The sequence below is a fragment of the Xanthomonas sp. NCPPB 3761 genome (assembly GCF_041475705.2).
In the GTDB taxonomy this organism is placed as follows: domain Bacteria; phylum Pseudomonadota; class Gammaproteobacteria; order Xanthomonadales; family Xanthomonadaceae; genus Xanthomonas; species Xanthomonas phaseoli.
This window is the reverse complement of the sequence record NZ_CM191262.1, coordinates 1,260,020-1,286,845: the sequence shown is the minus strand read 5'-3', so window position 1 is coordinate 1,286,845 and position 26,826 is coordinate 1,260,020. Positions and strand designations below refer to the sequence as shown.

The following is a 26,826-nucleotide window of genomic DNA, read 5'->3' as shown; positions in this document are numbered from 1 at the left end:
GGTGCGTGCGCACCTGCGCGGCATCGTCCGCCGACTCAGCCTGCTGGCGCGGCCGCGGGGCGCGGAAGGCTTGCCGATCGTGCTGGATCGGCGGCGCATCTACGTGTTGCCGACCCGCTTCGGGCTGTTCGTCAGCGCATTGTTGCTGGCGATGCTGCTGGGCGCACTGAACTACAACAACAACCCGGCGCTGCTGCTGGCGCTGTTGCTGGCCACGGCCGGGATCGCCAGCAGCATCATGGCGCACCTGCAGCTATCGGCGCTGCGTATCGAAGCGGTCTCGGCCGAACCGGTGGTCGCCGGCGAGCCGCTGCGCATGCGGGTGTCGTTGGCGCGTCGCGATACCCGCGCGCGGCGCGGGCTGCGGCTGGATCATCTGGACAGCAGCGGCTTCTGCGCGTTGATCGAGCACGACATGGCCGAGGTCGATCTGCTGGTGCCGACCGAGCGCCGCGGCTGGCAGGATATCGAGCGCATCCGCCTGTCCAGCACCCAGCCGCTGGGCCTGGTGCGCGCCTGGTCGTGGGTCTGGCCGGAAACGCCATTGCTGGCCTACCCCAGGCCCGAAGAACAGGGTCCGGCGCTGCCCGATGGGACGGGCTCGCCCAACAAGACGCGCCTGCATGCGCAAGGCGAAGAGCTGCACCAGCTGCGCCCGTATCGCGCTGGCGACGCCCCGCGCACGATTTCCTGGAAACACTCGGCCCGTCGCGACACGCTCCTGGTGCGCGAATACGAACAGCCACTGGGAGTCGACGTCACGCTGGACTGGCGTGCGCTCAATGCGCTGCCGTACGAGCGCCGCATTGCGCGCCTTGCCCGCTGGGTCAACCTGGCCGAGCGCGACGGGCGCCGTTATCGCCTGCTGCTGCCCGGCCAGCCACCGTTAGGTCCCGCACAAGGACCGTCGCACCACCACCTGTGCCAACGCGCCCTGGCCCTGCTTCCGCATGACTGAGCCCGCCCTCCCGATCAGCCAGGCCAGCCGCGCCTGGGTGCTGGCCACCAGTTGGCTGGCATTGACGCCGCTGCTGTTGCAGTTGCCCGGCCTGCTTGCGGCCACTGTCGCGTTGGCAGCGGTGCTGGTCGGCGTGCTGAGCTGGCGCGGCACCTTGATGGCGCCGGTGCGGCTGTTGTTGGTGATCGCCATGCTGGCGGCGGTGTATTGGCAGATCGGCATGCGCTTTGGCCGCGACACCGGCTGCGCGGTGCTGGCATCGATGCTGGCGATCAAGGCCTCCGAACTGCGTACCTTGCGCGATGCACGCAGCCTGTTGGGTTTTGCGTTGTTCGCACCGTTTGCCGCCTTTCTGCTCGACCAGGGCCCGGCAACGATGGGCCTGGCATTGTTGGCAGTGGTCAGCGCATTGCTGAGCATGCAGCGGCTGGCCGACGAAGAACACCACGCCGCCACGCCGGCCCTGCGCCTGCAATTGCGTGGTATCGGCAAGCTGGTTGCCATCGGCGTGCCGCTGGCGCTGGCCACGTTCTGGTTGCTGCCGCGCCTGAGTGCGCCGCTGTGGGGCGTGCCCGAGCGCGCGCTCTCCCGGCCTGGCCTGTCGGACAACATGTCGCCGGGCGAATGGATCGACCTGATGGCCGACGACAGCCCGGCCTTGCGCGTGCAATTCGCCGGCAAGGCGCCGCCGCCGCAACAGCGCTACTGGCGCGGCCCGGTGATGTGGGACTTCGACGGCCGCACCTGGCAGCGCGCGCGCTGGACCGGCCGCGGCCAGCCCGCTTCGGTCACCGCAGGTCCGCAAACCTACCGTTATCGCCTGGATTACGAACCGACCGATCGCCGCCAGCTGGTGTCGCTGGATCTGCCTACCCAGGGCGTGCCCAACGCCGAGTTATCCCCGGACTACGAACTGTTCGCGCAACGGCCGTTGAGCGCACTGACCCGCTGGGACCTGCAATCGGCACCGCCAACGCGCTTCGATACCGATCTGCCCGATCGGTTGCGCAAGCGTGCACTTGCCCTGCCGCCCGGTTTCAATCCGCGCACGCTGACGCTGGCACGGCAATGGCGTCGCGAGGCCGGCGACAACGACGATGCGGTGGTGCAGCGCGCGCTGCAGTGGATCACCCGCGAATTCGCCTACACGCTGGACACGCCGCTGCTCGGCCGCAACAGCGTCGACGAGTTTCTGTTCCAGCAAAAGGCCGGTTTCTGCGAACACTTCAGCTCCTCGTTCGTGGTGCTGATGCGCGCGGCCGGCATCCCGGCGCGCGTGGTGACCGGGTACGCCGGCGGCACCTACAACCGGCTGGGCAATTACTGGGTGGTACGCCGCATGGACGCGCACGCCTGGACCGAAGTCTGGCTGGCCGGGCGCGGCTGGGTACGCGTGGACCCCACTGCCGCGGTGGCGCCGGAACGCATCTACGACACGCTCGAAGATCGCCTGCAAGCCGGCGGCGGCAACGACTTCGCCGACCTCGGTACATGGGCCAGCCTGGGCCAGGTCAGCGACTGGCTGCGGCGCGGCTGGAACGAGCTGGTGCTGTCCTTCGACGCCGACCGCCAGCAACGGCTGCTGCAACCCTTCGGCATCGATCGCCTGGACACCTCGCAACTGGCCGCCATCTTCGGCGTGTTCGCGGCGAGCGCGCTGGCGTGGATGGGCTGGCTGCTGGCACGTGGCGAACGTGAGCGCGATCCGTTGCTGCGCGCCTGGCACCGACTGAGCCGCCGCTACCGCAAGCTCGGCCTTGCCCGTGAACCGCACGAACCGGCCGGTGCGTGGGCGCAACGTGTCGCCCGCGCACACCCCAATACGCCACTGTTGGCACTCAGCCAACGTTTCGCTGCCGCGCGATACGCTGGCGCTGATTCGGACAGCGCCACTCTCTTGAAAGATTTGCTGCAGCATCGCCCGCGAACCGGAGCTTCCTCATGAGTACCCGTTTTCTTGTTCCTCTTATCGCTGTGCTCGGGCTCGCAGCCTGCGCCACCGCACCCAAGCCGCTGCAGGGCCAGTTCCCCGCGGTCAGTCCGAGCGATTCCACCGCCAGCGCGCAGGTCGGCACGTCCGTGCGCTGGGGTGGCAAGATCATCAAGACCACGCCTGGCCAGGGCCAGACCTGCTTCGAGCTGATCTCGCGCCCGCTCAATGCCAGCGGTCGTCCCGACCGTAATGCCGTGGATGCCAGCGATGGCCGTTTCCTGGCCTGCCGCTCGGGCTTCTACGATCCGGCGGTGTTCGAGCCGGGCCGTGAAGTGACCTTCATCGGCAAGATCGACGGCTACGAAACCACCAAGATCGGCGAGTACGACTACAAGCTGCCCAAGGTCAATGCCGATGTGGTCTACCTGTGGCCGGTCGTGCGCGACGTGGAAGTCGTGCCGGCTTACCCGTATGGCCCGTGGGGCGATCCGTGGGGTCCGCGCTGGGGCGGCGGTTGGGGCTGGGGCCGCGGCTGGTGGTAATGCGCCGCTAACCTGCGTTGCTCGCAAAAACGCCGCTCGCAGGGAGCGGCGTTTTTGTCTCTGCGCGACGATCGCCGCCTGACGCGGCTTGCGCGCCACGCGTGATCCAACGACGCATCATGGCGTGCCGAAGCGGCCCAGCGGCGCACCGGCCAGCAGATGCAGATGGATATGGAACACCGTCTGGCCGGCATGCTCGCGGCAATTCATCACGATGCGGTAGCCGTCTTGCGCCAAGCCTTGCGCACGCGCATAGGTCGCCGCCGCGATTGCCAGCTTGCCAACCAGCAGCGCCTGCTCGGGTGGCACATCGTCCAGGGTCGGAAAGGCATGCTGCTTGGGAATGAAGAGCACATGCACCGGCGCCTGCGGCGCGATGTCTTGGAAGCCCAGCACCTCGTCGTCTTCATAAACGATGGTGGCCGGAATTTCGCGACGAATGATTTTGCCGAAGAGGGTGTCAGACATGGGATGGGAATAGGGAATCGGGATTGGGGAATCGCAAAAGCTTACCGCGCGTGCTTCTGACTTTGCTTCTCCGATTCCCTATTCACCATTCGCGATTCCCCGCCCTCAAAGCACCTCACTGCGGGTGCCGAAGGCATGCGACAGGGTGCCGCGGTCCACATACTCCAGCTCGCCACCCAGCGGCATGCCCTGGGCAAGCCGGCTCGGGCGTACTGCGTGCTGGCGCGCCAGTTGCGCCAGGTAATGGGCCGTGGCTTCGCCTTCGACCGTGGCGTTGGTGGCGATGATCATTTCGGTCACTTCGCCGGCAGCCAGCCGTTCGCCGAGCCGATCCAGCCCCAGTTCGCGCGGGCCGATGCCATCCAGCGGCGACAGGCGCCCTTGCAGAATGAAATACAGCCCGCGGTAGCCGGTGGCGTGCTCGATCGCCAGGCGGTCGGCCGGCGACTCCACCACACATAGCTGCTGCCGATCGCGGCTGCTGCTGGCGCAAATGGTGCAGATTTCCGATTCGGTGAAATCGCGGCACTGCACGCAATGCCCGACCTTTTCCACCGCGTTGCCCAAGGCCGCGGCCAGCCGACGCCCGCCCTCGCGCTCGCGCTCGAGCACGTGATAGGCCATGCGTTGCGCCGATTTCTGGCCTACGCCGGGCAATACCCGGAAGGCCTCGATCAGTTGTTCGAGCAGAGTGGACATGGGGCGGCCGGGATTGGGGAGTCGAGATTGGGGATTCGCGAATGCAAAAGCGACGTCGCTTCTAGCGAATCTCCAATCCCGACTCCCGAATTCCCCTCGATCAGAACGGCAGCTTCATGCCCGGCGGCAACTGCATGCCGGCAGTCGCCGAGCCCATGCGGTCCTTGGATTCGGCGTCGATCTTGTTGGAGGCGTCGTTGAAGGCGGCGGCGATCAGATCCTCGGCCATCTCCTGGTCGGAGAGGATGCTCGGGTCGATACGCACCTTGCGGCACTCCTTGGCGCCGGTCAGCGTCACGCTGACCATGCCACCGCCAGCGGTGCCGGTGACTTCCAGCTTGGCCAGTTCTTCCTGGACGCGCTGCAGGTTCTCCTGCATCTTCTGCGCCTGCTGCATCAGTTGGGCAATATTTCCACGCATGGGTCGTTACTCGTCGTAAGGGCGGATGGAATCGGGCACGATACGCGCGCCTTGCTGCTGGATCAGCAACTGCACCGTCGGGTCGTTCATGAAGGCTGTTTCGGCCGCGCTCTGGCGCTCGCCTTTCTGCCGGTTGGCACGCTCGTGCAAGGTTTCGACATCGGCACTACCGGTTTCGATGACGATGCGCGGCGGATTTCCCAACACCGGTGCCAGCGCCTGCGCAAGGTTGGCGATGGAGCGCTCGGAGTGGAGATATTCGAAGCCCGGCGCCAGCGCCAGCCGCAGCACGCCATCGCGATGGCCGATAAAGGCGGCGTTGGCGGCCAACTGGCGCGACGGGCCATTCAAGCCACTGCGCGTGACCAGCTCCAGCCATTGCTCGGCATCGGCGATGCGGCCGTCATCGAGCAGGGCCGTCGCGTCGGTTGCCGAGTCCGATGCGGGCGCGGCCGTTGTGGGTGGCGCAACCAGCGCTGGCTCTTCAAACGATGAGGGATCGACCAGCGCGACCGGCAATGACACGACAAGCGAAGCCGGAGCTTCCACCGCAGCGTCAGACGCAATCGCATCGGGCTGCGCGAGCTCGGCGGGCGCAGACGGCGGAGCCATCGCCGCTTCGGGCGCAAGCACGGCCATGGTGTCGTGCGCCGGCGCGGCCTGCGCCCGCACCGGTGCATCGTCCACGGCCCACGGCGGCGTGTCGTCATTACGCGCATTGGCTGCCGACGTGCGGCCGGTCGGAGGAGGCGCTTGAGAGGGAAGCACGACGACGGGAGCCGCAGCCGGAGTCGGGGTTGCCTGGGTCGCTGATGCCGGCAAGGACGCCTCCACTGCCGCAGCGGGCATCGTGGCGGTCACCGCAGCAGGCGCGGACACTACGGCGGGCGCAGCCGTCACCGGCGCTACCGCTGCCGGCGCAGCAGCCTGGCCGCCGGCAGCGGTCGAACGCGCGCCACCGCCTGCGCTGGCTCCGCGCCCGTCATCCGAGCCGCCAGCGGGCACCGCCGCTGCGGGGCGGAAGGCAAGCATGCGCAGTACTGCCATTTCGAAACCGGCGCGTTGGCTGGGCGCCAGATACAGGTCGCGCCGCCCGTTGAGCGCCATCTGGTACCACAGCTGCACCACTTCCGGCCGCAGCTGCGCCGCAAACGGCGTCGGGTCGATGCCGTCGCCGACAAAGGCCACCGACGGCACCAGCTGCTGCACCTGCACCCGGTGCAATGCCTCGGCCAGGGCCTCCAGCACGCCGCTCCAATCGGGCGAAAATTCGGCCAGCGCGGCCACCACCTGCAACAGGCGCGCGCCATCGCCATCGGCCAACGACTGCAGCATCGCGCCGACCTGGGTGCGGTCCACCGTGCCCAGCATTGTGCGCACCACATCCTCGCGCAGCGCACCGCCGGCGTAGGCGATGGCCTGGTCCAGCAGCGACAGGCCATCGCGCAGCGAGCCGTCGGCCGCCTTGGACAGCTGCACGATCGCCGACGGGTCCGATTCGATCTGCTCGGCGGCCAGGATGCGGGTCATCTGGCCCTGGATCTGGTCTTCGTCCAGGCGCTTGAGGTTGAACTGCAGGCAGCGCGACAGCACCGTCACCGGCAATTTCTGCGGGTCGGTGGTGGCCAGCAGGAACTTCACGTGCTCGGGCGGCTCTTCCAACGTCTTCAGCAGCGCATTGAACGCCGCCTTGGACAGCATGTGCACTTCGTCGATCAGGTAGACCTTGAACTTGCCGCGCGAGGGCATGTACTGCGCGTTCTCGATCACCTCGCGCACATCGTCCACGCCGGTGTTGGACGCGGCATCGATCTCCAACAGGTCGATGTAGCGCCCGGCGTCGATGTCCAGGCAGGCCGGGCACGTCCCGCACGGATCGGCACTGGTGCCGGTCTCGCAATTGAGCGATTTGGCGAAAATGCGCGCAATGGTGGTCTTGCCCACGCCACGGGTGCCGGTGAACAGGAACGCGTGATGCACACGCCCACTGTCGAGCGCGTTACTGAGCGCGCGGACCACGTGTTCCTGGCCTACGAGTTCGGCAAAACGCTTCGGGCGCCACTTGCGGGCGAGAACGAGATAAGACATCGGGCAACCGGCTTTGTTTGAGCCGATATTGTGCCATGGCGCGTCAAGTTGATCGTTCAGCGGCCGTGGTGCTCCGGCGCCGCCACCCACCGGAGGACGGCCGGACAGCAGCGATGGCCGGCCAAACGCCTGCGCGGACGCGGTCATGCCGGACCGCCGGATCCTTTACCTTGTTAATGGCGCCTGCGGCGGCTAGAATCCCGCTCCTGCCGACGACCCGGTCGCACGGCAGGTACGGAGAGGTGTCCGAGTGGTTGAAGGAGCACGCCTGGAAAGTGTGTAAGCGTCTAAACCGCGCTTCGGGGGTTCGAATCCCCCTCTCTCCGCCAGTTTCATGACTCTGCAAGCTGATTGCACGGGTCCAGGGCCACGGCATCGTGGCCCACGTCTTATGGTGGCCCCGTCGGTCCCTCGCGACGCTAGATCGAAAATCCCGCCAGGGCCGGAAGGCAGCAACGGTATCGATTGATGCGGGCGCCGAGGTCAACCGGCGGGGACACCACCCCAACTTTCGAAAGACTCCAGGCGAGCTGGCCGGATCTTCGGCTTGCGCGCGTTTGATCGAGCGACAAGCAGCAGTCAGCTCGTGCTGCGCTGTGCGCTTATGCAACGCCGGTCGCCGGCTCACGCGCGGGTGCGCGCCGGATCCGGATCCGCCTGCTACGGCTGCGATTGGCGGTGCAACCAACCCGCGTCGCCTTCCAGGTAATGCTCGTGCTTCCAGATCGGCACGCGCGCCTTGACCTCATCGATGATGTAGCGGCACGCATCGAATGCGGCGCCACGATGCGCCGCACTGACGCCGACCCACACTGCCATGTCGCCGATACGCAGCTCGCCCACGCGATGCACGCAATGCGCGTGCACGATGGCGAATCGCTGCATTGCTTCGTCAAGAACGCGCTGCCCTTCGGCCTGTGCGAGCGCGGCATAGGCTTCGTAGCGCAAACCGGCCACGCCGCGGCCCTCGTTGTGATCGCGCACCCAGCCTTCGAAGCTGGCGAACGCTCCGGCATGCGGATGTTCCACCCCGGCACGCAGCTGATCGACCGGCAACGGCACCTCGGAAAGCGCAAAGATCGCAACACCCTGCTCGCTCACGCTCAACCTCCCGACACCGGCGGAATAAACACCACTTCGCTGCCATCACGCAGCGCATCTTCCCAGCGCGCGAATGCGCCATCCACGGCCACACGCAACTGCGCAGGGGTCCAGCGCAGGCCATGTCGCGCATCGAGTTCTGCATACAGGCCGCGCAGATCCTGCGCGCCGGTCTGCACACGCTCGTCGGCAATGCCTGCAACCTCGCGTAGGCTGGCGAAATACAGCACCGTCACCGTGGCGGTCATTGCGCCGCTCCGATGTCGCGCTTGCCGCCGCGCTTGGACACCAATTTGGTCGGACCAATGCTCATGCCGTGCGACAACGCCTTGCACATGTCATACACCGTCAACGCTGCCACGCTGGCGCCGGTGAGCGCCTCCATTTCCACACCGGTGCGATGTACGCAGCGCACCGTGCAACGGATGTCCAGCACCTGCTCGCCCGCCCAATCGATCTCGAAACGGCAGGCATCGATCGGTAGCGGATGGCAGAACGGAATCAATTCGTGCGTGCGCTTGACCGCCATGGTGCCGGCAATCACCGCCGTCTCCACGATGCCGCCCTTGGCGCTACGCAAGCCATTGGCGCGCAACTGTGCGGCCACGGCAGCCGGAAAGCGCACACGACTTTCCGCGGTGGCGCTACGGGCGGTGACCGCCTTATCCGAGACATCCACCATGGTGGGAAGCCCCGCATCGTCGAGGTGGGTCAGGCGGGCGGAACGGGAGTTTGCAGGCATTGGGAAGCGACGCGAAGACAGGCCATCAGGATGCGGCATTCTCGGTGAACGGGGTGCCTTGGTGGAACAGCAGCCGCCATCCAGCAGCGTTGTTTCGCCACTGCGGGCTGCGCAAGGCCTGCCGCTCAATCTCCTGCCGACGCGCTATCGACCGATCGCGCAACTGCGCCAGACCCGGCGCCAGCCGCGTGCGTTCGACGCCATCGACCTGGTACTCGGCAGCAATACCGGGTGCACGCAAGTCGCGATCGCCCACTGCGCACGTACCGACGGCCGGCTTACCGAACTCGACAAACGCCTGATCCAGCAGCGCTTTCCACCACCTGCACATTGGTACGCAGGTGCGGATCAAGCAGACGCAGTTACAGGACACGCAGCTGCGCCAGCCGCACGTCCTCGCTCATCCGCCGATCAAGAACATCTCGACCGGCTTGCCGCGCCGTGGCACCGAGGCGCGGACTTCGCTGTAGCGGTCGCCACGCACACCCCAGCGCTGCCGCAGATGCGCTGCCAACGCAGGCTCGCCGTTGGCCAGTGCCGGCTTGAGGTCATGCCCCTGGCTGGCGAACAGGCAGGTATACAGATGCCCGTCTGCCGAAACGCGTGCGCGCTGGCAATCGCCGCAGAACGGCACGCTGACCGAACTGACGAAGCCCACTTCGCCGGCGCCATCGGCAAACGCGTGGCGCTGCGCGACTTCACCGGTGTAATTGGCGTCCAGTGCCACCAACGGCCAGCGCGCGTGGATGCGCTCGTGCAATTGCGCGGAGGTCACCACCGCATCCGGGGTCCAGCCATTGCAGCTGCCCACGTCCATGAATTCGATGAAGCGCAGCACATGCCCGGTGCCGCGGAAGTGCTCCACCAGCGGCAGCACCTGATCTTCGTTGACACCACGCTGTACCACGCAATTGATCTTCAGCCGCTGGAAACCGGCCTGCTCGGCGGCAGCAATGCCGGCCAGCACCTGCGCAATCTCGCCGCGATCGCCGCTCATGCGCCTGAACAACGCCGGCTCCAGCGCATCCATGCTGACGGTGATGCGGCGCAGCCCGGCCTGCCGCAGCGCGACGGCCTGGCGGGCCAGCAAGGTGCCGTTGGTGGTCAGCGCCAGATCGTCGATGCCCTTGATCGCGGTCAACCGCGCAATCAGGCTCGGCAGATCGCGCCGTAGCAGCGGCTCGCCGCCGGTCAGGCGCACCTTGGTGACCCCGACCGAAACGAAGGCACGCACCAGGGTTTCCAGCTGATCGAAACTCAAGCGCTGCTGAGCGTCGAAGCCGTAATCGTCGGGCACGCGATCGGCCGGCATGCAGTACCCGCAGCGGAAATTGCAGGCTTCGATCACCGACAGGCGTAGATCGCGCAGCGGGCGACCATAGCGGTCCTGCATCGGCGCCGTCACGAGATCCGGCAGCCGCAAGGCGCCCATCAGGGCACCGTCACGGCGGTCGGGTTCGCCAGCACGAGGTATTGCCCGGGCACGGCAACGCGGTGGCCACGTGCCCGCAGCACATCGCCGTCGGCGTCGCTGGCGTAGTGGTACAGCAGCATGCGGCTCAACAGGTCCTGCGGGTATTCCCGCTCCAAATCGTCCACGCCAGTATGCGACGGGTTGCCGTGAACGCCGCAGTCATGTGCGATGAGTTCGTTATCGTCGGCATAACGCTTCAGCATTTCCGGGATCGGCCGGGTATCGCCGGTCCAGACCAGCGCCCCTTGCAAACGCAATCCGTAAGCCGTCTCGGGCCAGTGGTGGCGTACCGGGAACACTTCCAGCCGCACGCCGTCGTGCCAGAACGCATCGCCAACCGGCACCAGCTGAAACGCATCCCAGAAGTTCGCCCCGCCCTCGGCCAGCACGTTGGGGTAATCGGCGATGCGCCGCTGCAGCAGCGGCACGACCGCCGCCGGTACGTACAGGCGCGTGCGTCCGCGGCGCTCGGAGAAATAACTGTCGACAAACACCCGTTCCAGGCCGCCGACATGGTCCAGATGCACGTGGGTGATGAAGATTGCTTGTGGCAGCTGGCCATAGTGGGCCTGATAGGCAGTCAGGCCCTCGCTGCCGCAATCGATGGTCAGCCAGGGCGCACCGGCGCGCTCGAGCGTGGCCATCGGCGAGCCAAGCGCCACCGCCGACGCATTGCCAACGCCCTGCACGCGCAAGCCCCAGTCCATCAGTAGCCCCGGCCCCAGGCCAGTTCGTAGGCGCGATGCAGGCGCGCATAGTCCTTGTCGACGTCCTCGCGGCTGCGGTTGCCGCGCAGCTTCAACAGCGAGCGATGCAGCCGCTTGAGGTTGCGCTCGCGCCAGCGCGTGGCCGGAATGCGCAGCACGCCGCGGTCGAAATCGATCAACCAGCCATGCCCGCCGGCGTCGAACAGGATGTTGTGTGCGTTGAGATCGGCGTGATCCAGGCCAGCGCGATGGAAGCGTGCAATCAGCTGGCCGGTCGCCTCCCATGGCGCACCGCGGCCGGCGACCTGGGCGTGGTCGGCCAATGAGCGCACGTTTTCCAGCCGCTCCATCAACAGCGCAGCGCGATAGCCCAAGCCTTCGCGCAGATAACAGGCGGCCAACGGACGCGGCACCGGCAGCTTGCGTTTGAGCAGTTCGCGCATTAGCCGGAACTCGGCAAAACTGCGCGTGCGCCCTGCCCCTTTCCACAGGTAGCGATCGCGGCTCACGCGTGCGGCCATGCCGCCACGCAGGTACTGCCGCAACACGCTATGGCCGAATGGCGCATCCACGAACCACGCGCCGCCACGCCCGCCTGCGTCCACCGGGCGCGCCCTGTCGCCCCACGATTGCGGCGAAAACAGGCTGGCATCGGCTTGCCGCAGCCGTTCGCGGTCGAACAAAATGGCGCCATAACCGCGACCTTCGCGGTACGGCGCCAGCGCTTCGGTGGCATCGAAAGAAACCATCTATCGAGTCTAACAACACCATGGCTGTAACGCCCGCATCGCTGTGTTTGCTGCGCTTGTCCGCCCTGGGCGATGTCACCCATGTGGTGCCACTGGTACGCACGTTGCAGGCGGGGCTTCCTGGAACCCAACTGCATTGGATCATCGACAAGGCCGGGCTGAAATTGCTCGATGGCCTGCCCGGCGTGCAATTCCACGCCTACGACAAACGCAGCGGGGTGGCCGGCATGCGCGCGCTACGCCGGTCGCTGGCGCCGCTGGGCCGCTTCGATGCCTTGCTGCAGATGCAGGTGGCCTTTCGCGCCAATGTGCTGTCGGCCTTCGTGCCGGCGCGGCGACGCATCGGCTACGACCGCAGCCGCTCCAAGGACCTGCACGGCCTGTTCGTCAACGAGCGCATCGCAGATCGACCCGGCATCCATGTGCTCGACGCCATCGGCAGCTTTGCCGAGCCGCTGGGCCTGCGCCAAAACCAGGTGCGCTGGGATCTGCCGGTGCCCGAGGACGCACACGCCTGGGCGCAGGCTCAGTGGCAGGACGATGGTCGCCCGGTGCTGATGATCTCACCCTGCTCCAGCCACGCGCGTCGCAACTGGTATCCCGATCGCCATGCCGCGCTGGCCGACCATGCCGCCGCGCAGGGCTGGCGGATCGTGCTGTGCGGCGGCCGCAGCGATCTGGAACGCAGCACCGCCGACGCCATCATCGCCAACGCGCATGCGCCGGTGCTGGACCTGGTTGGCAAGGACACGCTCAAGCAGCTGCCCGCCCTGCTCGCCCGCGCGGATCTGGTGGTCACGCCGGATTCGGGGCCGATGCACATCGCCAATGCGATGGGCACGAAGGTGCTCGGCCTGCATGCCGCCAGCAACCCGCGACGGAGCGGCCCGTATTCGGACGTGCGCTATTGCGTGGACCGCTACGACGACGCCGCGCGCAAATTCCTGCAAAAACCGGCCGACCAGCTGAGCTGGGGAACCAAGATCGAATTCGACGAGGTGATGTCGCTGATCACCGTGGATGACGCGATTGCCGCCTTTGAGCGCTATCGCGCCGACCATCGGCGTTGAAGATCGGCGATCAATCGCCGCCGGACTGCCACACGGTTGGCGCAAAGGCGACGCAGCCAGCCCTTCATCACTGGCCCTGAATCTGCTCGGCGATCAGGCGCCGGGCAAATTGCAGAGGCGCCCGCACCAATGGGCGTGCGATCGAGCGGATACGCTTCCTGCAACAACTCGGGCTGTCAGACCACCCGCGCGATCAAACCGTCAACATGCTCAGACGCCGGTAGCGCGATAGTCCTGATAGGACTTTTCTTCCACATACGCAGAACCCAGCGCCAGGTTGATTTCCTTCTTGATGCGCGCGCGCTCGTCGTTTTCGATATACACGCTGCGCGCCAGCTGCACGAAGGCATCGTCGAAGCTCTGCGCTTGCTCCTTGAGGCGGATGTCGTCCTCGATCACCCACAGCCGCTCGTTGACGGCCTTGAGCTCGGCGCGCAGGCGCACGATGTCGTGCCCGGCGGCCGGATGCGCCATCCAGCTGGTTTCCAGCGCAGACAGCTCGTTGCGCACATTGGCCAACTTGGCCGCATCGCGCATGCGCTCGGACTTGATCTGCAGGATCGCGATCTTGTCGAGCAGCTCACCAAAAGACACGGGCACCAGGATCTCGGACATGACAGGCCTCCAACGGGGGATCGGGCGGATTGTAGTCATCGCCGCGGCCGGCGACTGCCACACATAAACAAAAGCCCCCTTGCGGGGGCTGATGCGAATCTGGCGACAGAGGGGGGATTCACTCGGCACTACGTGCCTTCGCCCTGCGGGCGGCTTCGCCGTGCAGGCAGCTACGCTGCCTGTCGAACGCGGGGCTTCTCATCCCCCCAATGCCGCCGGCGAAACTCACGCGGCACTGGCACAACTGCTCGCCTCAATCTGGCGGAGAGGGGGGATTCACTCGGCACTACGTGACTTCGCCCTGCGGGCGGCTTCGCCGTGCAGGCAGCTGCGCTGCCTGTCGAACCCGGGGCTTCTCATCCCCCCAATGCCGCCGGCGAAACTCACGCGGCACTGGCACAACTGCTCACCTCAATCTGGCGGAGAGGGGGGGATTCACTCGGCACTACGTGCCTTCGCCCTGCGGGCGGCTTCGCCGTGCAGGCAGCTGCGCTGCCTGTCGAACCCGGGGCTTCTCATCCCCCCAATGCCGCCGGCGAAACTCACGCGGCACTGGCACAACTGCTCGCCTCAATCTGGCGGAGAGGGGGGGATTCGAACCCCCGAGGCGCTATAAACGCCTGCCTGATTTCGAGTCAGGTACATTCAACCGCTCTGCCACCTCTCCAGATGGTCCCCAGTGTCCTGGGGCCGTGCATCATACGGGCACATGGCCCCAGCCACAAGCGGCCCGGGCCGGCGCAGACGGTGCCTGCCCGCATCCAGGCGTGAACCGGTGCTGCGGCGCCCGCGCGTGGCGTGTTGCCGCTAACCGGCCGGCCCGCGATGATGGTGGCGCATCTTCTCCTTGGCGACCCGGCCCCATGCTCGAATTCGGACACCTCACCCATGTCGGCCTGCGCCGTGACCTCAACGAGGACACCTATTACGGCGACAGCGAGCTGGGATTGTGGCTGGTCGCCGACGGTATGGGGGGGCATGCCTGCGGGGAAGTGGCCAGCGCACTGGCGCGCGAAACCATCGTGCGAGAAGTCCGCGCCGGTACCCCGCTGGCCCAGGCGGTACGCATCGCCGACGAAGAGATCATCAAGACTTCGCGCCGCTGCAACGACACCTTGCCGATGGGTACCACCGTGGTCGCCGCGCGCGTGCTGGGCCAGCGTTTCGAAGTGGCCTGGGTCGGGGACAGCCGCGCCTACCTGTGGCGCGATGGCCGGCTGGCGCAGCTGAGCCAGGACCACAGCTACGTCCAGGAGCTCATCGCCCAGGGCACGCTGACCAGCGAGCAGGCACGCGCGCACCCGCATCGCAACGTGGTGACCCAGGCACTCGGCGTGACCGACCCGGCGCATCTGAATGTCGCCATCATGCAAGGCGAACTCAAATCCGGCATGCAGCTGTTGCTGTGCAGCGACGGCCTGACCGAAGAGGTGGACGATGCCGCCATCGCTGCCACGTTGTCGCAGGCCGACTGCAGCGCGCAGGAGTGCGTGGAATGCCTGGTCGCTGCCGCATTGGATGGCGGCGGCTCGGACAACATCACCGCGATCCTGGTGCGCAGTTACTGAGGCACACCTCGCGCTGCTGGAGCATTTCAACAGCCGCTTTGCATCTTGATCCGCGCAGTGCGCGTCGCGAGCGGCTGGGCGAGCTACGCCTGAGAACGTCGCCTGCCACTCGCCTATTGCTTATCGCCGCCTAGCCGGCGACCGCAATCTCCTCGACCGGCGGATCCCACAACGCACGCCCTGCCTTCTTGCGTAGCTGCGCCAGGCGTGCCTCGTGCGCCTGCGATTCGGAAGCGGTCACCGCAACGCGCGGACGCGGCAACAGCAGCGCCGGGTCGAACGCAATCATGCCGCTCGCACTTTCGCTCTGCTGGCCGGCATCGGCACTGGCAAACCCGATCTCCTCCTGGCCCGAGGTCAGCGCGATATACACATCGGCCAGGATCTGGGCATCGAGCAAGGCGCCGTGCAGCTGGCGATGCGAGTTGTCCACGCCCAGACGCTTGCACAAGGCATCCAGGGAATTGCGCTGCCCCGGATAGCGCTCGCGCGCCATCATCAAGGTATCCACCACCGTGGCGCGCTCGACGATGCGCCCGTAGTGATCGCCCAGCAGTGACAGCTCGTTGTCCAGAAACCCGAGGTCGAACGCGGCGTTGTGGATGATCAGTTCCGCGCCGTCGATATAGGCAAGAAACTCGTCCACCACCTCGCCGAACAGCGGCTTATCGGCCAGAAATTCCAGGGTCAGCCCGGTCACCTCTTGCGCGCCCGGTTCGAAATCGCAGTCGGGCTTCAGGTAACGATGGAAATTGTTGCCGCTCGGGCGCCGCTCCAGCAGCTCCACCGCGCCGATTTCGACGACGCGGTTGCCCTTGCGCCACTCCAGGCCGGTGGTTTCGGTATCGAGAATGATCTGACGCATGTGTCCTCTTACGATGTCGCAAGACCATCGCGCTGGGCGATGGCCTGATTGCGGGCGAGCACGTCGACGCGCTCGTTGTCCGGGTCGCCATTGTGGCCTTTCACCCAACGCCAATCGATGCGATGGCGCTGGGTGGCCGCGTGCAGCCGCTCCCACAACTCGCGATTTTTGACCGGATCGCCCCCGGCGGTTTTCCAGTTGCGCCGCACCCATCCCGACATCCATTCGGTGATGCCTTGGCGCACGTACTGCGAATCGGTATGCAACACGATCTGGCACGGCTCGGTCAGCGTTTCCAGCGCCATGATCGCCGCCATCAATTCCATGCGGTTGTTCGTCGACACCGCCTCACCGCCGGCCAGCTCCTTTTCGCGGCCGTTGTAACGCAACAAGGCCGCCCAGCCGCCCGGGCCGGGGTTGCCGAGGCAGGAGCCATCGGTATGCACTTCAATGGATTTCATCAGGTTCCAGAGTTGAACGTAAAAACGGGTCAGATCGTGGCCACCGGTTGTGGCCAGCGGGCAGGCAGGGCAATCGGTGTCGGCCCGATCGCTGCGGCAGCGCGCTTTTCAACTTCCAGCAGGTACACCGCGCGCCAGGGTGCCCGACCGGGGTCGGTGGACTCGCCGCTGGGGCGCCAGATCGGCCCCAGGTAGCGCTCCGCCTGCAGGCTGTGCAGACCGGCACGCTGTGCCAGCAGGCGCCAGCGATCCGGGCGCAACGCGACCGGCCCGCGCCGCGCCCAGCGGAAGCGGTAGGGGCTCATCGGATTGAGCGTGAACAGCCATAGACGGCCGCCGGGCATCAGCAAACGCTCGCATTCGGCCAGAAAATCCGCTGCCCCACCAACTACCGCATGCTGCGCCACGATCGCCTGCAGGCTCTCGGTGGGCAGCGGAAATGGCAGCGCGCAGCGTGCGTCGCCAGCAAAGCGGCCGGCACTGCGATGCAGCCGCAAACCGCGCCCTTGCAGCAGCTCGCGCGCAGGCATGTCGGCGGTCGGCGTCAGCCACAACCACGGCTGCGACGGCCGTGTCTGGAGCGCTTCCAACGCCAGACGACGCTCCAGCTGAAGCAGGCCACGCCCGGCGCCGGTTTCAAACCAGGATGAGACGCCAGCTTGACGGGAGAATGGCGGGGCAGGCATGGTCCCAATTCTATGCGACTGATCGCCCTGCCCGCATTCGACGACAACTACATCTGGGCGCTGATCGCTGCAGATGGCCGCGCCATCATTGTCGACCCCGGTCAGTCCAAGCCGGTCCTGGCGGCCGCGCAGCACCAGGGCCTGGTGCCGAGCGCTGTCCTGCTGACCCACCACCACGGCGACCATATCGGCGGCGTTGCCGAGCTCCAGCAGCGCTGGCCGGACCTGGAGCTGTTCGGCCCGGCCGACGAACGCATCCCGGCGGACGCGCATCGGGTGGGTCACGGCGAGCGTTTGCGCCTGCTGGATGTCGAGTTCCAGGTGCTCGAAGTGCCCGGCCACACCCGCAGCCACATCGCCTTCGTCGCTGACGGTCACCTGTTCAGCGGTGATACCCTGTTCAGCCTAGGCTGTGGGCGGATGTTCGAAGGTACCGCTCCCCAGATGTTCGACTCGTTGCAGCGCCTGGCCTGCCTGCCTGGCGAAACGCTTGTGTGTTGCGGCCACGAATACACGATGGCCAACGCGGCCTTCGCGCTGCACGTCGATCCCACCAACGCTGCCTTGCAGCGCCGTCAACAGGAAGCCCAGGCCATGCGTCATGCAGCCCGTCCTACCCTGCCGATTTCGCTCAAGAGTGAACTGGCCACCAATCCGTTCTTACGCACCGGCCGCCCCGAGATCCGCGCTGCAGTGACAACGCGCGCACCCGGCGCGCTTTCCTCCGAAGTTGATGTTTTCGCCGAACTTCGGCGCTGGAAAGACGAATTTCGCGCATGAGGCGCCTGGTTTTGGCAGTGCTGGCCGCCTGTTCGGCCATTGCACCGGCAGCCGCATCGCCCAACGACGCAAGCTCCGCCCCCGCAAGTAGCCAGGTCGCGCAAGCCAGCGCGCCCAGCCTCCGCAACGGGCGCGAGATTTTTTCGGCCTTCCTCGACGGCCGCGCCGACCCCGGCTGCGACAGTGCGCATAGCGATGCCCGCTGGGAACAGCATTTTTCGCGCGCCCCGGCCCGCCTGGCAGACGATGCACAGGATGTCCTGCCGCTCTTCGGTTATGTCGTCGAAGAGTTGCGCAAGGCCGACATGCCGACCGAATTTGCGCTGATTCCATTCGTTGAAAGCGGCTACCGCCCGGGGGCCCGCAACGGCAGCGGTCCTGCCGGCCTGTGGCAATTCATCGCGACCACCGCGCGCAACCACCAGGTGCCGGTCAGTGCGCAATACGACGGACGCCTGTCGGCAGTGGACTCCACCACTGCGGCGGTGCGCTATCTCAAAACCCTTTACGGCATGTTCGGCGGAGACTGGCGCCTGGCCCTGATGGCCTACAACGCCGGCGAGTACCGCGTGCTGCAGGCAATGCGCAGCGCCGGGATGAACGCGCAAAACGCACGCCCGTCCGAATTGCCGGGCATGTCCAAGGTCACCTACGACTATGTGGAAAAACTGCACGCACTTGCCTGCGTGCTGGATCACGCGCAACAGCAGGGCAACCTGTTGACCTCGCTGGATCGCGAGGTACCCGTCCTCACCGAACATGCGTTGCCGGCAGGCACCAGCCTTAACGCCTGGGCTGGACAGCGCGCGATCGAGCCGCAAGTACTCGCGCGCCTGAATCCCGCCCTCGCTGGCGCACGCGCTGCGCCGCGCGGTGTGCACGTGCTTGCGCCGCTTGCGCCGCCGCAGCCCGGCGCGAATAGCGCCGCGGTCGCATCTGCCCAGACTGGAACTGGCGCCGCCAGCACTGCGGCACCGACCGCCGTCGCCTCTGCAATTAGCAAAGCGTCGACCTCGCCGGCACGTACCCACACCGTGCGCAATGGCGAATCGGCCTGGGCGATCGCACGCCGCTATGGCATCACCGTGACGACCCTGCTCGCCACCAACGGCCTGGACAAAAGCGCCATCCTGAAGCCTGGCATGGTGCTGTCGTTCGACGATTCGCCCTGAGTGACGCGCCGAGGGCCGGCGCACCTTGAACGTCGTCGTGGGCGCAGGCAGGCGGCCAGCAGTATGAGCGCGTCCATCCTGAACTTCGCTCACCAACCCAGCCGTCTTGGTCGGGCCGCTTCGGTCGCGAAAGATGGATGTCGAGTGTGACCTGGGTTGCAGACGCACAGCTAGCACCTAGCGGGTGTCGCGCCGGGGAACCGACCTGGCGCTAGGCGTGCAAGCTGAGCTCCGACAAAAGTCGAAGCCTGCAGACCTCCACGCAATGCGCGCCATGACGTTGGCGATGCTCCCCGTTAGGTCAATCGTGCCTAGCCATTCAACTGACCCGGCCACCGGAGATCATCGGCGGTACACCTCGCATGTCTTTCAGGACCCCTGCCCGCGCGCACCATCGCACAATCGAGCGTTAAAGGCGGCGACTGCCACATCGTCAGGTGACTAGCCGACAACCCCGCGATTGGCGCACTGCAAGCGCAACTCCCGTGAGCCATCCGGGCACGCAACGCTGCCGGCCAATCAATCCGCGCCGCACGGGAGTGTGACTGCGACAAGCGTCAGCCGGCCCGTTCTGCACGGCGAACGCCCAAAGAAAAAGCCCGGTTGCCCGGGCTTTTCTCTACCGATCGATTATCCCACCTTAGAGCTGGGCCTCTTCGATCTGAATCTTGTAGCGCTTGCGCATTTCCTTGACATAAGCCTGCGCAGCGTTGTTTCCGTCGATCTGGCTCAACTGCTCGCGCAGCATCGTCTGCTGTTCGGCCGGCATCTGCTTCAGATCGCCCGGCGTCGCCTTGCTGATGACAAAGACAGCGAAGCGCCCGCCATCCAGCTCCACCTTGCCCACCGACGGCTTGCCTTCGGTCGGTCGCGGCGCGCTGAAGATCGCACGGTTCGCAGCCGGGGTCGGGATCGGCGCCGTCCGCGGCAGCCCCGGGATCGGCTGCACCTGCAACTTCTCGCTGTCGGCCAGCGCCTGCAGCGTCTCACCCTTTTGCACGCGTGCCAGCAAGGCGTCGGCAGCAGCCGCGGCGGCCTTCTCGGCACGGTCCGCTCGGATTGCCGCGGTCACCTTGTCGCGCACCTTGTCCAACGGCAATGCCTGTTCGGCAGTGTGATTGGTCACACGCAACACCACGCTGTGGTTCGGCGCGATGGTAATGGGATCGCTCACGGTGCCGTCCTGCACCAGCGTTTCGGAAAACGCCGCGCGCAGCACAGCCGGGTTGGCGGCGACACCGCTGGCATCACTGCGCGAGAACGGCCCCAGCGTCTGCACCGGCAGGCCGACCTGCTTGGCCGCCGGCTCCAGTGCGGTGGGGTTCTTGTAAACCTGGTCCACCAACTTGCCACTGACATCGGCAAAGGCCTTGTCTGCGTCAGCCTTGAGCTGCTCGGCAGCGAGTTGGTCGCGCACCTGCTCGAACGACTTGCCCTGGCCGCCCTTGACCTCACGCAGCTGGATCACGTGATAGCCGAATTCGCTCTTGATCGGGCCGACCACCTCGCCAGCCTTCATCGAGAACAGCGCGTCCTCGAACGGCTTGACCATCGTGCCCTTCTCGACCCAGCCCAGGTCGCCGCCGGCATCCTTGGAGCCAGGGTCCTGCGAATTGGCTTTCGCCAGCGCAGCAAAGTCGGCACCCGGCTGCTTGGCCTCGGCAGCGAGCTTGGCAGCCTTCGCTTCGGCAGCCTTCTGCGCGGCGGCATCGGCGCCGGCACTGATCAGGATGTGCGACGCAAGGCGTTGCTCCGGCTCGACGAAGCGTGCCTTCTCGTCTTCATAACGCTTGCGCAGCGTGGCCTCGTCGGCCGCAGTGGCTGGCGGCATCGTGGCGGCGTTGAGCTCCACGTATTCGATCGTCACGGTTTCCGGCTGACGGAAATCCTGCGTATGCCCGTCGTACCACTGCTTGATCTGCGCATCGCTCACCGGCGCGGTGTCTGCGGCCGGTGGCGGCAGCATCGCCAGCTCCACATCGCGCGTCTCGCCCATCAGCTTGAGCAGGCGCTCGAACTCGGACTTGGTCGCAAAGCCGGACTCCGCCACCGCCTGCGGGATCACCGACTGCTGCAGGCTATCGCGCACCAGCGTATCGAACTGCGCTGGCGTGCGCGGCGGCGTGCCCTGCGCGAGCGCAGCGCGGTACTGGTCGGGACTGAACTTGCCATCGACCTGGAATGCAGGAATGTTGGCAATGTAATCGCGCACGGTCGCATCGCCGATGACGATTCCAGCGTCTTCCGCACCCAGTCGCACCACCTGTTCGTCGACCAGTTGGTCGAGCACCTGCAGCTTGTTTTCGCGGGATTCGAAGGTGCGCGGATCGAATTTCTCGCCCTGGCGCTGACGCTCCTGCATGCGCGCCTGCTCAAAGCGCGCGCGGAAATCCTGCGTGCTGATTTCGTGGTGCTGCCACAGCAACGAGACCGGCCACCACGACGGTGCCGATTTCCACCAGGTCGGCGGCGCCTGCACCTTAGCCACGTTGTTGGCGCCAATACCGCCGAGGTAGCTGTTGTCGATGACGAACAGGAATGGAATCATCAGCAACCCCAGGATGGCGGTAGCGATCCAGCCTGACGTCTTGTCGCGAAGTTTCTGCAGCATTGGCAAATCACGGCCTGTGGGCGAGCCGCGCAGTGTAACGCGCTTGGCGCCAAGCACCCAGCCCAATGCCCGTGACGACGGCGTGGCGCATCAGTTGGTCCAGGGTGAACAGCGCCCACTCGGGCCACAGACCGAAGCACCGTCAAATGCAGCAGCACGTGCCGCTGCCCGATGCGCGACAGCACGTGAAGACGCCACGACCAATGGACCCACACCCGCCAACCGACGGTCAAAAAAAAGCCCCCGGCACAAGGCCGAGGGCTTCGTATAACTGGCGGAGCGGACGGGACTCGAACCCGCGACCTCCGGCGTGACAGGCCAGCATTCTAACCAGCTGAACTACCGCTCCGCTTTAAACTTGGACATCTGCCTCCGCTCCATTCGCAGCACGAATGTCGTGGAGAAAACGAAGCCCCCAATTGCTCAGGGGCTTTGCGTGTAACTGGCGGAGCGGACGGGACTCGAACCCGCGACCTCCGGCGTGACAGGCCAGCATTCTAACCAGCTGAACTACCGCTCCGCGCTTGAAACATTTGCCTGGTGCTTAATGGTGGGTGCTGAGGGTTTCGAACCCCCGACCCTCTCCGTGTAAGGGAGACGCTCTACCGCTGAGCTAAGCACCCTAGCGAGTCGATTAGTTTACTGCATCCTTCAGGGCTTTACCAGCCTTGAATGCAGGATTCTTCGAAGCAGCGATCTTGATGCTGTCGCCGGTCTTCGGATTGCGGCCGGTGCGCTCGGCGCGCTCACGGACCTGGAAGGTACCGAAGCCAACGAGGGTGACGGCGTCGCCCTTCTTCAGTGCCTTGGTGATTTCGCTCACAACCGCGTCAACAGCACGGCCAGCTTCAGCCTTGGAGATGTCAGCGGCAGCGGCAACGCCATCGATCAATTCGGTTTTATTCATTCTTGAAACTCCCTTTGCGGCAGATGCCGCGGAATCGACAATCGGCGCTCTTGCCCTAAGCGAAGAACCCGACACAAGTGGTATCGCATGACGCATCACATTTTGCCGCGCCCACGAGTCGTGCATTTATACCAGCGCCCCCAACAGCACGCAAGCCAAAACCCAATAACGACGCGGGTTTTGGCTTGTTTTGGCTAGGCTTAGACAGCCCTCGTTAGTGCTTGACGCGGGTACCCGGTGTGCTACGCGACTTGCCGCGCACGGTCACCCGCGAAGCCGCCTTGCGGGCCTTTTCCTTGCCGGCCTTCTTCGGCGCGAGCGGACGTTCCAGCGCCAGGTCCAGCACCTCGTCGATCCACTTCACCGGCACGATCTTCAGATCGCGGGTCACGTTCGGCGGGATGTCGGCCAAGTCCTTGCGGTTCTCGTCCGGGATCAGCACGGTGCGGATGCCACCGCGCAGGGCCGCCAGCAACTTCTCCTTCAAGCCACCGATCGCCGATACCCGTCCGCGCAGGGTGATCTCGCCGGTCATCGCCACATCGGCGCGAATCGGCACCCGCGTCAGCACCGACACCAGCGAGGTCACCATCGCGATACCTGCGCTTGGGCCATCCTTGGGCGTGGCGCCGTCGGGCACATGCACATGCACATCCTGCTTCTGCAGGAAATCCACGTCGATGCCGAGCCGCTCGGCGCGCGAACGCACCACCGACAATGCAGCCGATGCCGATTCCTTCATGACATTACCGAGCTGACCGGTGAGGATTAGGTTGCCCTTGCCCGGCACCAAGGTGGACTCGACCTGCAGCAGTTCGCCGCCGACTTCGGTCCATGCCAGACCTGTGACCAGACCGATCTCGTTTTCTTCTTCGGCACGGCCGAAGTCGAAGCGACGCACGCCCAGATACTTGTCCAGATTCCTCGCGTTGACGGTGACCAGCGCCTTCGGCTTGCCCTTCTTGGCAACCGCCTTCTTGGCCGCCGGCTGCGGACCTGCGAGCGCAATCTCCTTGACCACCTTGCGGCAGATCTTGGCCACCTCGCGCTCGAGGTTACGCACGCCCGACTCACGCGTGTAATACCGCACGATATCCTGGATCGCATCGCTGGCGATCTCGATCTCTTCAGGCTTCAAGCCGTTGGCCTTGATCTGCTTGGGCATCAGATAGCGCGTGGCGATGTTGAGTTTCTCGTCCTCGGTGTAGCCGGGGATGCGGATCACTTCCATGCGGTCCAGCAATGGGCCCGGGATATTGAGCGAGTTGGAGGTGGCGACGAACATCACCTCCGACAGGTCCAGATCGACCTCCAGATAGTGGTCGTTGAACGAGTTGTTCTGCTCCGGGTCCAGCACCTCCAGCAATGCCGACGACGGGTCGCCACGGAAGTCCATCGACATCTTGTCGATTTCGTCCAGCAGGAACAGCGGATTCTTGCTGCCGACCTTGTTGAGGTTCTGCACCAGGCGGCCCGGCATCGAACCGACATAGGTCCGGCGGTGGCCACGGATTTCGGCCTCGTCGCGAATGCCGCCCAGGCTCATACGCACGAACTTGCGGTTGGTCGCCTTGGCGATCGACTGCCCGAGCGAGGTCTTGCCCACGCCCGGCGGCCCGACCAGGCACAGGATCGGCCCCTTCATCTGCTTCACGCGCGACTGCACGGCCAAGTACTCAAGGATGCGCTCCTTGACCTTGTCCAGGCCGTAGTGATCGGCGTCCAGCGTATCTTCGGCGACCTTGAGGTCCTTGCGCACCTTGGTGCGCTTCTTCCACGGCACGCCCAGCAGCCAGTCCAGGTAGTTGCGCACCACGGCCGCCTCGGCGGACATCGGCGACATCTGCTTGAGCTTGTTGAGCTCGGCCTTGGCCTTGGTCTCGACCGGCTTGGGCATGCCCGCCTCGGCGATCTTGCGCGCCAGCTCTTCCAGCTCGCCGGGCGCATCGTCCAGGTCGCCCAGTTCCTTCTGGATCGCCTTCATCTGCTCGTTGAGGTAGTACTCGCGCTGGCTCTTTTCCATCTGCGACTTCACCCGGCCGCGGATGCGCTTTTCCAGCTGCTGCACGTCGATTTCGCCATCGACCAGACCGACCAGCAGTTCCAGCCGCTCGCCGGTGTCGGTGATTTCCAGCAGACGCTGCTTGTCGGCCAGACGCACACCGATGTGGGCGGCGATGGTGTCCGCCAGGCGGCCCGGCTCATCGATGCCCGACAAGGTCTGCAGCAGCTCAGGCGGCAGCTTGCGATTGGTCTTGACGTACTGTTCGAACAGCGACATCAGCGACCGTGCAATCGCTTCCACCTCGCGCGGCTCGCGCGCGTCGCTGGCCTCGATTTCGGTGCCCTGCCCCTGCAATGCGCCGTCCTGCTCGACAACCTTGTCCACGGTGACCCGCGACAGACCCTCGACCAGCACCTTGATGGTGCCGTCGGGGAGCTTGAGCAACTGCAGCACCTGCGCCAGGGTGCCGACGGTATACAGGTCGCCGGCAGCCGGGTCGTCGGTCTCGGCCGACTTCTGCGCCACCAACAGGATGCGCTTGTCCGCTTCCATGGCTTTCTCCAGCGCGCGCATCGACTTGTCGCGGCCGACGAACAGCGGGATCACCATGTGCGGAAACACCACCACGTCGCGCAGCGGCAACACTGGCAGATCGAGAATTTCTGGTTGGGACTGGGCCATGGGGCACTCCGCAGGAATGGGGGTTTTGGGGCGTAAAAAAAGCCGATGGCCCCGTTATGGGGCCATCGGCGAGGTGTTGCAAGTAGCGTTCGGAAACCCTTTATCCGCCAGCGAGGCCGGGGCCCGGCGCGACGGCATCCAGGCCTCAGTCGCCGGACGCGGCCTTGGCCGGCGCCGGTTGCGCCTGGTAGATCAGATACGGCTCGGATTTGTGCTCGATCACCGACTCGTCCACCACGACCTTGCTGACGTTTTCCTGCGACGGCAGCTCGTACATGGTGTCCAGCAGCACCGACTCGACAATGGTGCGCAGCCCGCGGGCGCCGGTCTTGCGCTTGAGCGCCTTCTTGGCGATCGCCGACAGGGCATCGGGGCGGAACTCCAGCTCCACGCCTTCCATGTCGAACAACTTCTTGAACTGCTTGGTGATGGCGTTCTTGGGCTCGGTCAAGATCTTGATCAGCGCCGGCTCATCCAGCTCTTCCAGCGTGGCGACCACCGGCAGACGGCCGACGAACTCGGGAATCAGGCCGAACTTGATCAGATCTTCCGGCTCGACTTCGGCCAGGATCTTGCCCACTTCCTGCTTGCGCTCGCTGCTCTTGACCTTGGCACCGAAGCCAATGCCGCCAGCGTCGTTGGAACGCTGCTGAATCACCTTGTCCAGCCCGGCGAATGCACCGCCGCAGATGAACAGGATGTTCTTGGTATCGACCTGCAGGAATTCCTGCTGCGGGTGCTTGCGGCCGCCCTGCGGCGGCACCGAGGCCACCGTGCCTTCGATCAGCTTCAACAGCGCCTGCTGCACGCCTTCGCCGGACACATCGCGGGTGATCGACGGGTTCTCGCTCTTGCGCGAGATCTTGTCGATTTCGTCGATGTAGACGATGCCCTGCTGCGCCTTCTCGACGTCGTAATCGCACTTCTGCAGCAGCTTCTGGATGATGTTTTCCACGTCCTCGCCGACATAGCCGGCTTCGGTCAGCGTGGTGGCATCGGCGATCGTGAACGGCACATTGAGCAGGCGCGCCAGCGTTTCGGCCAGCAGCGTCTTGCCCGAACCGGTCGGACCGACCAGCAGGATGTTGGATTTCGCCAGCTCGACGTCATCGTTCTTGCTGCGGCTCTCGATACGCTTGTAGTGGTTGTACACCGCCACCGCGAGCGTGCGCTTGGCGCGCAGCTGCCCGATCACGTATTGATCCAGCACCTCGAGAATCTCGCGCGGCTTGGGCAGGCTGGAACGTGCCGACTGCGCCTTCTCTTCGAGTTCCTCGCGGATGATGTCGTTGCACAGCTCAACGCACTCATCGCAGATGAATACGCTGGGACCGGCAATCAGCTTACGGACTTCATGCTGACTCTTACCGCAGAACGAGCAGTAGAGAATCTTGTTGCTGTCGCCGGAACGACCTTGGCGGTCTTCGCTCATGCTTCTGTTACCCAGTTACCCCACCCGATGCACGGGGGTTCGATTTCGAGAATAGCACAGGGTCGGGAGGACATTCGCCCCGCCCGACCCT

General features: G+C 65.5%; 26 protein-coding genes, 5 tRNA genes and 2 other RNA genes. 9 read left to right on the top strand and 24 right to left on the bottom strand.

Annotation, left to right across the window (positions count from 1 at the left end; all coding sequences use genetic code 11):
- The first annotated feature begins 1 nt into the window (after position 1).
- The 3 genes from ACCQ00_RS05700 to ACCQ00_RS05690 are packed head-to-tail and all read left to right on the top strand — an operon-like array spanning position 2 to position 3,433.
- Positions 2–958, top strand: coding sequence for a DUF58 domain-containing protein (locus tag ACCQ00_RS05700; RefSeq protein ID WP_039572905.1), 957 nt, complete (start codon positions 2–4; stop codon positions 956–958).
- Complete coding sequence (locus ACCQ00_RS05695) at positions 951–2,903, top strand: transglutaminase TgpA family protein (RefSeq protein WP_017155797.1); 1,953 nt, start codon at positions 951–953, stop codon at positions 2,901–2,903. The genes ACCQ00_RS05700 and ACCQ00_RS05695 overlap by 8 nt, the downstream gene beginning before the upstream one ends.
- Positions 2,900–3,433 (top strand): Slp family lipoprotein, encoded by a 534-nt coding sequence (locus ACCQ00_RS05690; RefSeq protein ID WP_017155798.1) that lies wholly within the window; start codon positions 2,900–2,902, stop codon positions 3,431–3,433. The genes ACCQ00_RS05695 and ACCQ00_RS05690 overlap by 4 nt, the downstream gene beginning before the upstream one ends.
- A gap of 117 nt (positions 3,434–3,550) precedes the next feature.
- Here ACCQ00_RS05690 and ACCQ00_RS05685 read toward each other — a convergent pair whose 3' ends face one another.
- The 4 genes from ACCQ00_RS05685 to dnaX all read right to left on the bottom strand — a co-directional run bounded on the left by ACCQ00_RS05685 (position 3,551) and on the right by dnaX (position 7,109).
- The gene (locus ACCQ00_RS05685; RefSeq protein ID WP_017155799.1) at positions 3,551–3,901 is read right to left on the bottom strand and encodes a histidine triad nucleotide-binding protein; all 351 of its coding nucleotides are present in this window, start codon (positions 3,899–3,901) and stop codon (positions 3,551–3,553) included.
- 105 nt (positions 3,902–4,006) lie between these two features.
- The gene (gene recR, locus ACCQ00_RS05680) at positions 4,007–4,600 is read right to left on the bottom strand and encodes a recombination mediator RecR (protein ID WP_011346623.1); all 594 of its coding nucleotides are present in this window, start codon (positions 4,598–4,600) and stop codon (positions 4,007–4,009) included.
- Positions 4,601–4,700: 100 nt separating this feature from the next.
- Positions 4,701–5,021 carry a YbaB/EbfC family nucleoid-associated protein gene (locus tag ACCQ00_RS05675; RefSeq protein WP_039572908.1) on the bottom strand — a complete coding sequence of 107 codons (321 nt, stop codon included), beginning with the start codon at positions 5,019–5,021 and terminating at the stop codon, positions 4,701–4,703.
- Positions 5,022–5,027: 6 nt separating this feature from the next.
- Positions 5,028–7,109, bottom strand: coding sequence for a DNA polymerase III subunit gamma/tau (gene dnaX / locus ACCQ00_RS05670; protein ID WP_372354081.1), 2,082 nt, complete (start codon positions 7,107–7,109; stop codon positions 5,028–5,030).
- Between the two features lie 236 nt (positions 7,110–7,345).
- On the opposite strand from dnaX, the gene ACCQ00_RS05665 reads away from it, so the two are divergent.
- Positions 7,346–7,438, top strand: a tRNA-Ser gene (locus tag ACCQ00_RS05665).
- Between the two features lie 71 nt (positions 7,439–7,509).
- Positions 7,510–7,606: signal recognition particle sRNA small type (gene ffs, locus ACCQ00_RS05660), an RNA gene on the top strand.
- Between the two features lie 163 nt (positions 7,607–7,769).
- On the opposite strand, the gene ACCQ00_RS05655 is transcribed toward ffs, so the two are convergent.
- The 7 genes from ACCQ00_RS05655 to ACCQ00_RS05625 all read right to left on the bottom strand — a co-directional run bounded on the left by ACCQ00_RS05655 (position 7,770) and on the right by ACCQ00_RS05625 (position 11,882).
- The gene (locus ACCQ00_RS05655; protein ID WP_039572912.1) at positions 7,770–8,216 is read right to left on the bottom strand and encodes a molybdenum cofactor biosynthesis protein MoaE; all 447 of its coding nucleotides are present in this window, start codon (positions 8,214–8,216) and stop codon (positions 7,770–7,772) included.
- Complete coding sequence (locus ACCQ00_RS05650) at positions 8,213–8,458, bottom strand: MoaD/ThiS family protein (RefSeq protein WP_017158136.1); 246 nt, start codon at positions 8,456–8,458, stop codon at positions 8,213–8,215. Before ACCQ00_RS05650 ends, ACCQ00_RS05655 begins: the two co-directional genes overlap by 4 nt.
- Positions 8,455–8,952: a cyclic pyranopterin monophosphate synthase MoaC gene (moaC, locus tag ACCQ00_RS05645; protein WP_017159642.1), complete on the bottom strand. Its 498-nt coding sequence runs from the start codon at positions 8,950–8,952 to the stop codon at positions 8,455–8,457. The genes ACCQ00_RS05650 and moaC overlap by 4 nt, the downstream gene beginning before the upstream one ends.
- A 25-nt stretch (positions 8,953–8,977) precedes the next feature.
- A complete protein-coding gene (locus ACCQ00_RS05640) occupies positions 8,978–9,193 on the bottom strand; it encodes a hypothetical protein (protein WP_372354139.1) in 216 nt (71 codons plus the stop codon).
- Between the two features lie 159 nt (positions 9,194–9,352).
- Entirely contained in the window at positions 9,353–10,384 is a 1,032-nt protein-coding gene (gene moaA, locus ACCQ00_RS05635) for a GTP 3',8-cyclase MoaA (protein WP_039572915.1), read from the bottom strand.
- Positions 10,384–11,133, bottom strand: coding sequence for an MBL fold metallo-hydrolase (locus ACCQ00_RS05630; RefSeq protein WP_017158132.1), 750 nt, complete (start codon positions 11,131–11,133; stop codon positions 10,384–10,386). Before ACCQ00_RS05630 ends, moaA begins: the two co-directional genes overlap by 1 nt.
- On the bottom strand, positions 11,133–11,882 hold the full coding sequence (locus ACCQ00_RS05625; RefSeq protein WP_017158131.1) for a 3-deoxy-D-manno-octulosonic acid kinase: 750 nt from the start codon (positions 11,880–11,882) through the stop codon (positions 11,133–11,135). Before ACCQ00_RS05625 ends, ACCQ00_RS05630 begins: the two co-directional genes overlap by 1 nt.
- A 20-nt stretch (positions 11,883–11,902) precedes the next feature.
- On the opposite strand from ACCQ00_RS05625, the gene ACCQ00_RS05620 reads away from it, so the two are divergent.
- A complete protein-coding gene (locus tag ACCQ00_RS05620) occupies positions 11,903–12,952 on the top strand; it encodes a glycosyltransferase family 9 protein (protein ID WP_039572917.1) in 1,050 nt (349 codons plus the stop codon).
- Between the two features lie 210 nt (positions 12,953–13,162).
- Here the strand turns inward: ACCQ00_RS05620 and ACCQ00_RS05615 are convergent, their stop codons facing one another.
- From ACCQ00_RS05615 to ACCQ00_RS05605, 3 genes are all read right to left on the bottom strand, one after another.
- Positions 13,163–13,567 carry a DUF6165 family protein gene (locus ACCQ00_RS05615; RefSeq protein ID WP_017158129.1) on the bottom strand — a complete coding sequence of 135 codons (405 nt, stop codon included), beginning with the start codon at positions 13,565–13,567 and terminating at the stop codon, positions 13,163–13,165.
- Positions 13,568–13,826: 259 nt separating this feature from the next.
- A non-coding RNA gene (locus tag ACCQ00_RS05610) (RtT sRNA) lies at positions 13,827–13,947 on the bottom strand.
- Positions 13,948–14,143: 196 nt separating this feature from the next.
- Positions 14,144–14,234, bottom strand: a tRNA-Ser gene (locus ACCQ00_RS05605).
- 196 nt (positions 14,235–14,430) lie between these two features.
- Here ACCQ00_RS05605 and ACCQ00_RS05600 point away from each other — a divergent pair.
- Positions 14,431–15,135, top strand: a complete 705-nt coding sequence (locus ACCQ00_RS05600) for a PP2C family protein-serine/threonine phosphatase (protein ID WP_003483822.1) — start codon at positions 14,431–14,433, stop codon at positions 15,133–15,135.
- A 130-nt stretch (positions 15,136–15,265) separates the two neighbouring features.
- Here the strand turns inward: ACCQ00_RS05600 and dnaQ are convergent, their stop codons facing one another.
- Genes dnaQ through ACCQ00_RS05585 form a run of 3 tightly spaced genes read right to left on the bottom strand, consistent with a single transcriptional unit; the run spans position 15,266 to position 17,147 of the window.
- Positions 15,266–16,000, bottom strand: a complete 735-nt coding sequence (dnaQ, locus tag ACCQ00_RS05595) for a DNA polymerase III subunit epsilon (protein WP_039574183.1) — start codon at positions 15,998–16,000, stop codon at positions 15,266–15,268.
- An 8-nt stretch (positions 16,001–16,008) separates the two neighbouring features.
- Entirely contained in the window at positions 16,009–16,461 is a 453-nt protein-coding gene (gene rnhA / locus ACCQ00_RS05590) for a ribonuclease HI (RefSeq protein WP_017158126.1), read from the bottom strand.
- 29 nt (positions 16,462–16,490) lie between these two features.
- Entirely contained in the window at positions 16,491–17,147 is a 657-nt protein-coding gene (locus ACCQ00_RS05585) for a class I SAM-dependent methyltransferase (protein WP_372354080.1), read from the bottom strand.
- Positions 17,148–17,159: 12 nt separating this feature from the next.
- Here ACCQ00_RS05585 and gloB point away from each other — a divergent pair, with 12 nt between their 5' ends.
- Together gloB and ACCQ00_RS05575 are read left to right on the top strand one after the other, a co-directional pair.
- Entirely contained in the window at positions 17,160–17,927 is a 768-nt protein-coding gene (gene gloB, locus ACCQ00_RS05580) for a hydroxyacylglutathione hydrolase (protein WP_039584276.1), read from the top strand.
- The gene (locus ACCQ00_RS05575; protein ID WP_039574190.1) at positions 17,924–19,099 is read left to right on the top strand and encodes a transglycosylase SLT domain-containing protein; all 1,176 of its coding nucleotides are present in this window, start codon (positions 17,924–17,926) and stop codon (positions 19,097–19,099) included. Before gloB ends, ACCQ00_RS05575 begins: the two co-directional genes overlap by 4 nt.
- A 640-nt stretch (positions 19,100–19,739) precedes the next feature.
- Here the strand turns inward: ACCQ00_RS05575 and ACCQ00_RS05570 are convergent.
- From ACCQ00_RS05570 to clpX, 7 genes are all read right to left on the bottom strand, one after another.
- Positions 19,740–21,710, bottom strand: a complete 1,971-nt coding sequence (locus ACCQ00_RS05570; protein ID WP_017159639.1) for a peptidyl-prolyl cis-trans isomerase — start codon at positions 21,708–21,710, stop codon at positions 19,740–19,742.
- Between the two features lie 272 nt (positions 21,711–21,982).
- A tRNA-Asp gene (locus tag ACCQ00_RS05565) sits at positions 21,983–22,059 on the bottom strand.
- A 94-nt stretch (positions 22,060–22,153) separates the two neighbouring features.
- Positions 22,154–22,230: transfer RNA gene (locus tag ACCQ00_RS05560), tRNA-Asp, on the bottom strand.
- A 28-nt stretch (positions 22,231–22,258) separates the two neighbouring features.
- Positions 22,259–22,333, bottom strand: a tRNA-Val gene (locus ACCQ00_RS05555).
- A gap of 11 nt (positions 22,334–22,344) precedes the next feature.
- Positions 22,345–22,617, bottom strand: a complete 273-nt coding sequence (hbs, locus tag ACCQ00_RS05550; protein WP_002806049.1) for a non-specific DNA-binding protein Hbs — start codon at positions 22,615–22,617, stop codon at positions 22,345–22,347.
- 214 nt (positions 22,618–22,831) lie between these two features.
- Positions 22,832–25,303, bottom strand: coding sequence for an endopeptidase La (gene lon, locus ACCQ00_RS05545; RefSeq protein ID WP_039574194.1), 2,472 nt, complete (start codon positions 25,301–25,303; stop codon positions 22,832–22,834).
- 145 nt (positions 25,304–25,448) lie between these two features.
- Complete coding sequence (gene clpX, locus ACCQ00_RS05540) at positions 25,449–26,735, bottom strand: ATP-dependent Clp protease ATP-binding subunit ClpX (protein ID WP_003483788.1); 1,287 nt, start codon at positions 26,733–26,735, stop codon at positions 25,449–25,451.
- Positions 26,736–26,826: the final 91 nt, after the last annotated feature.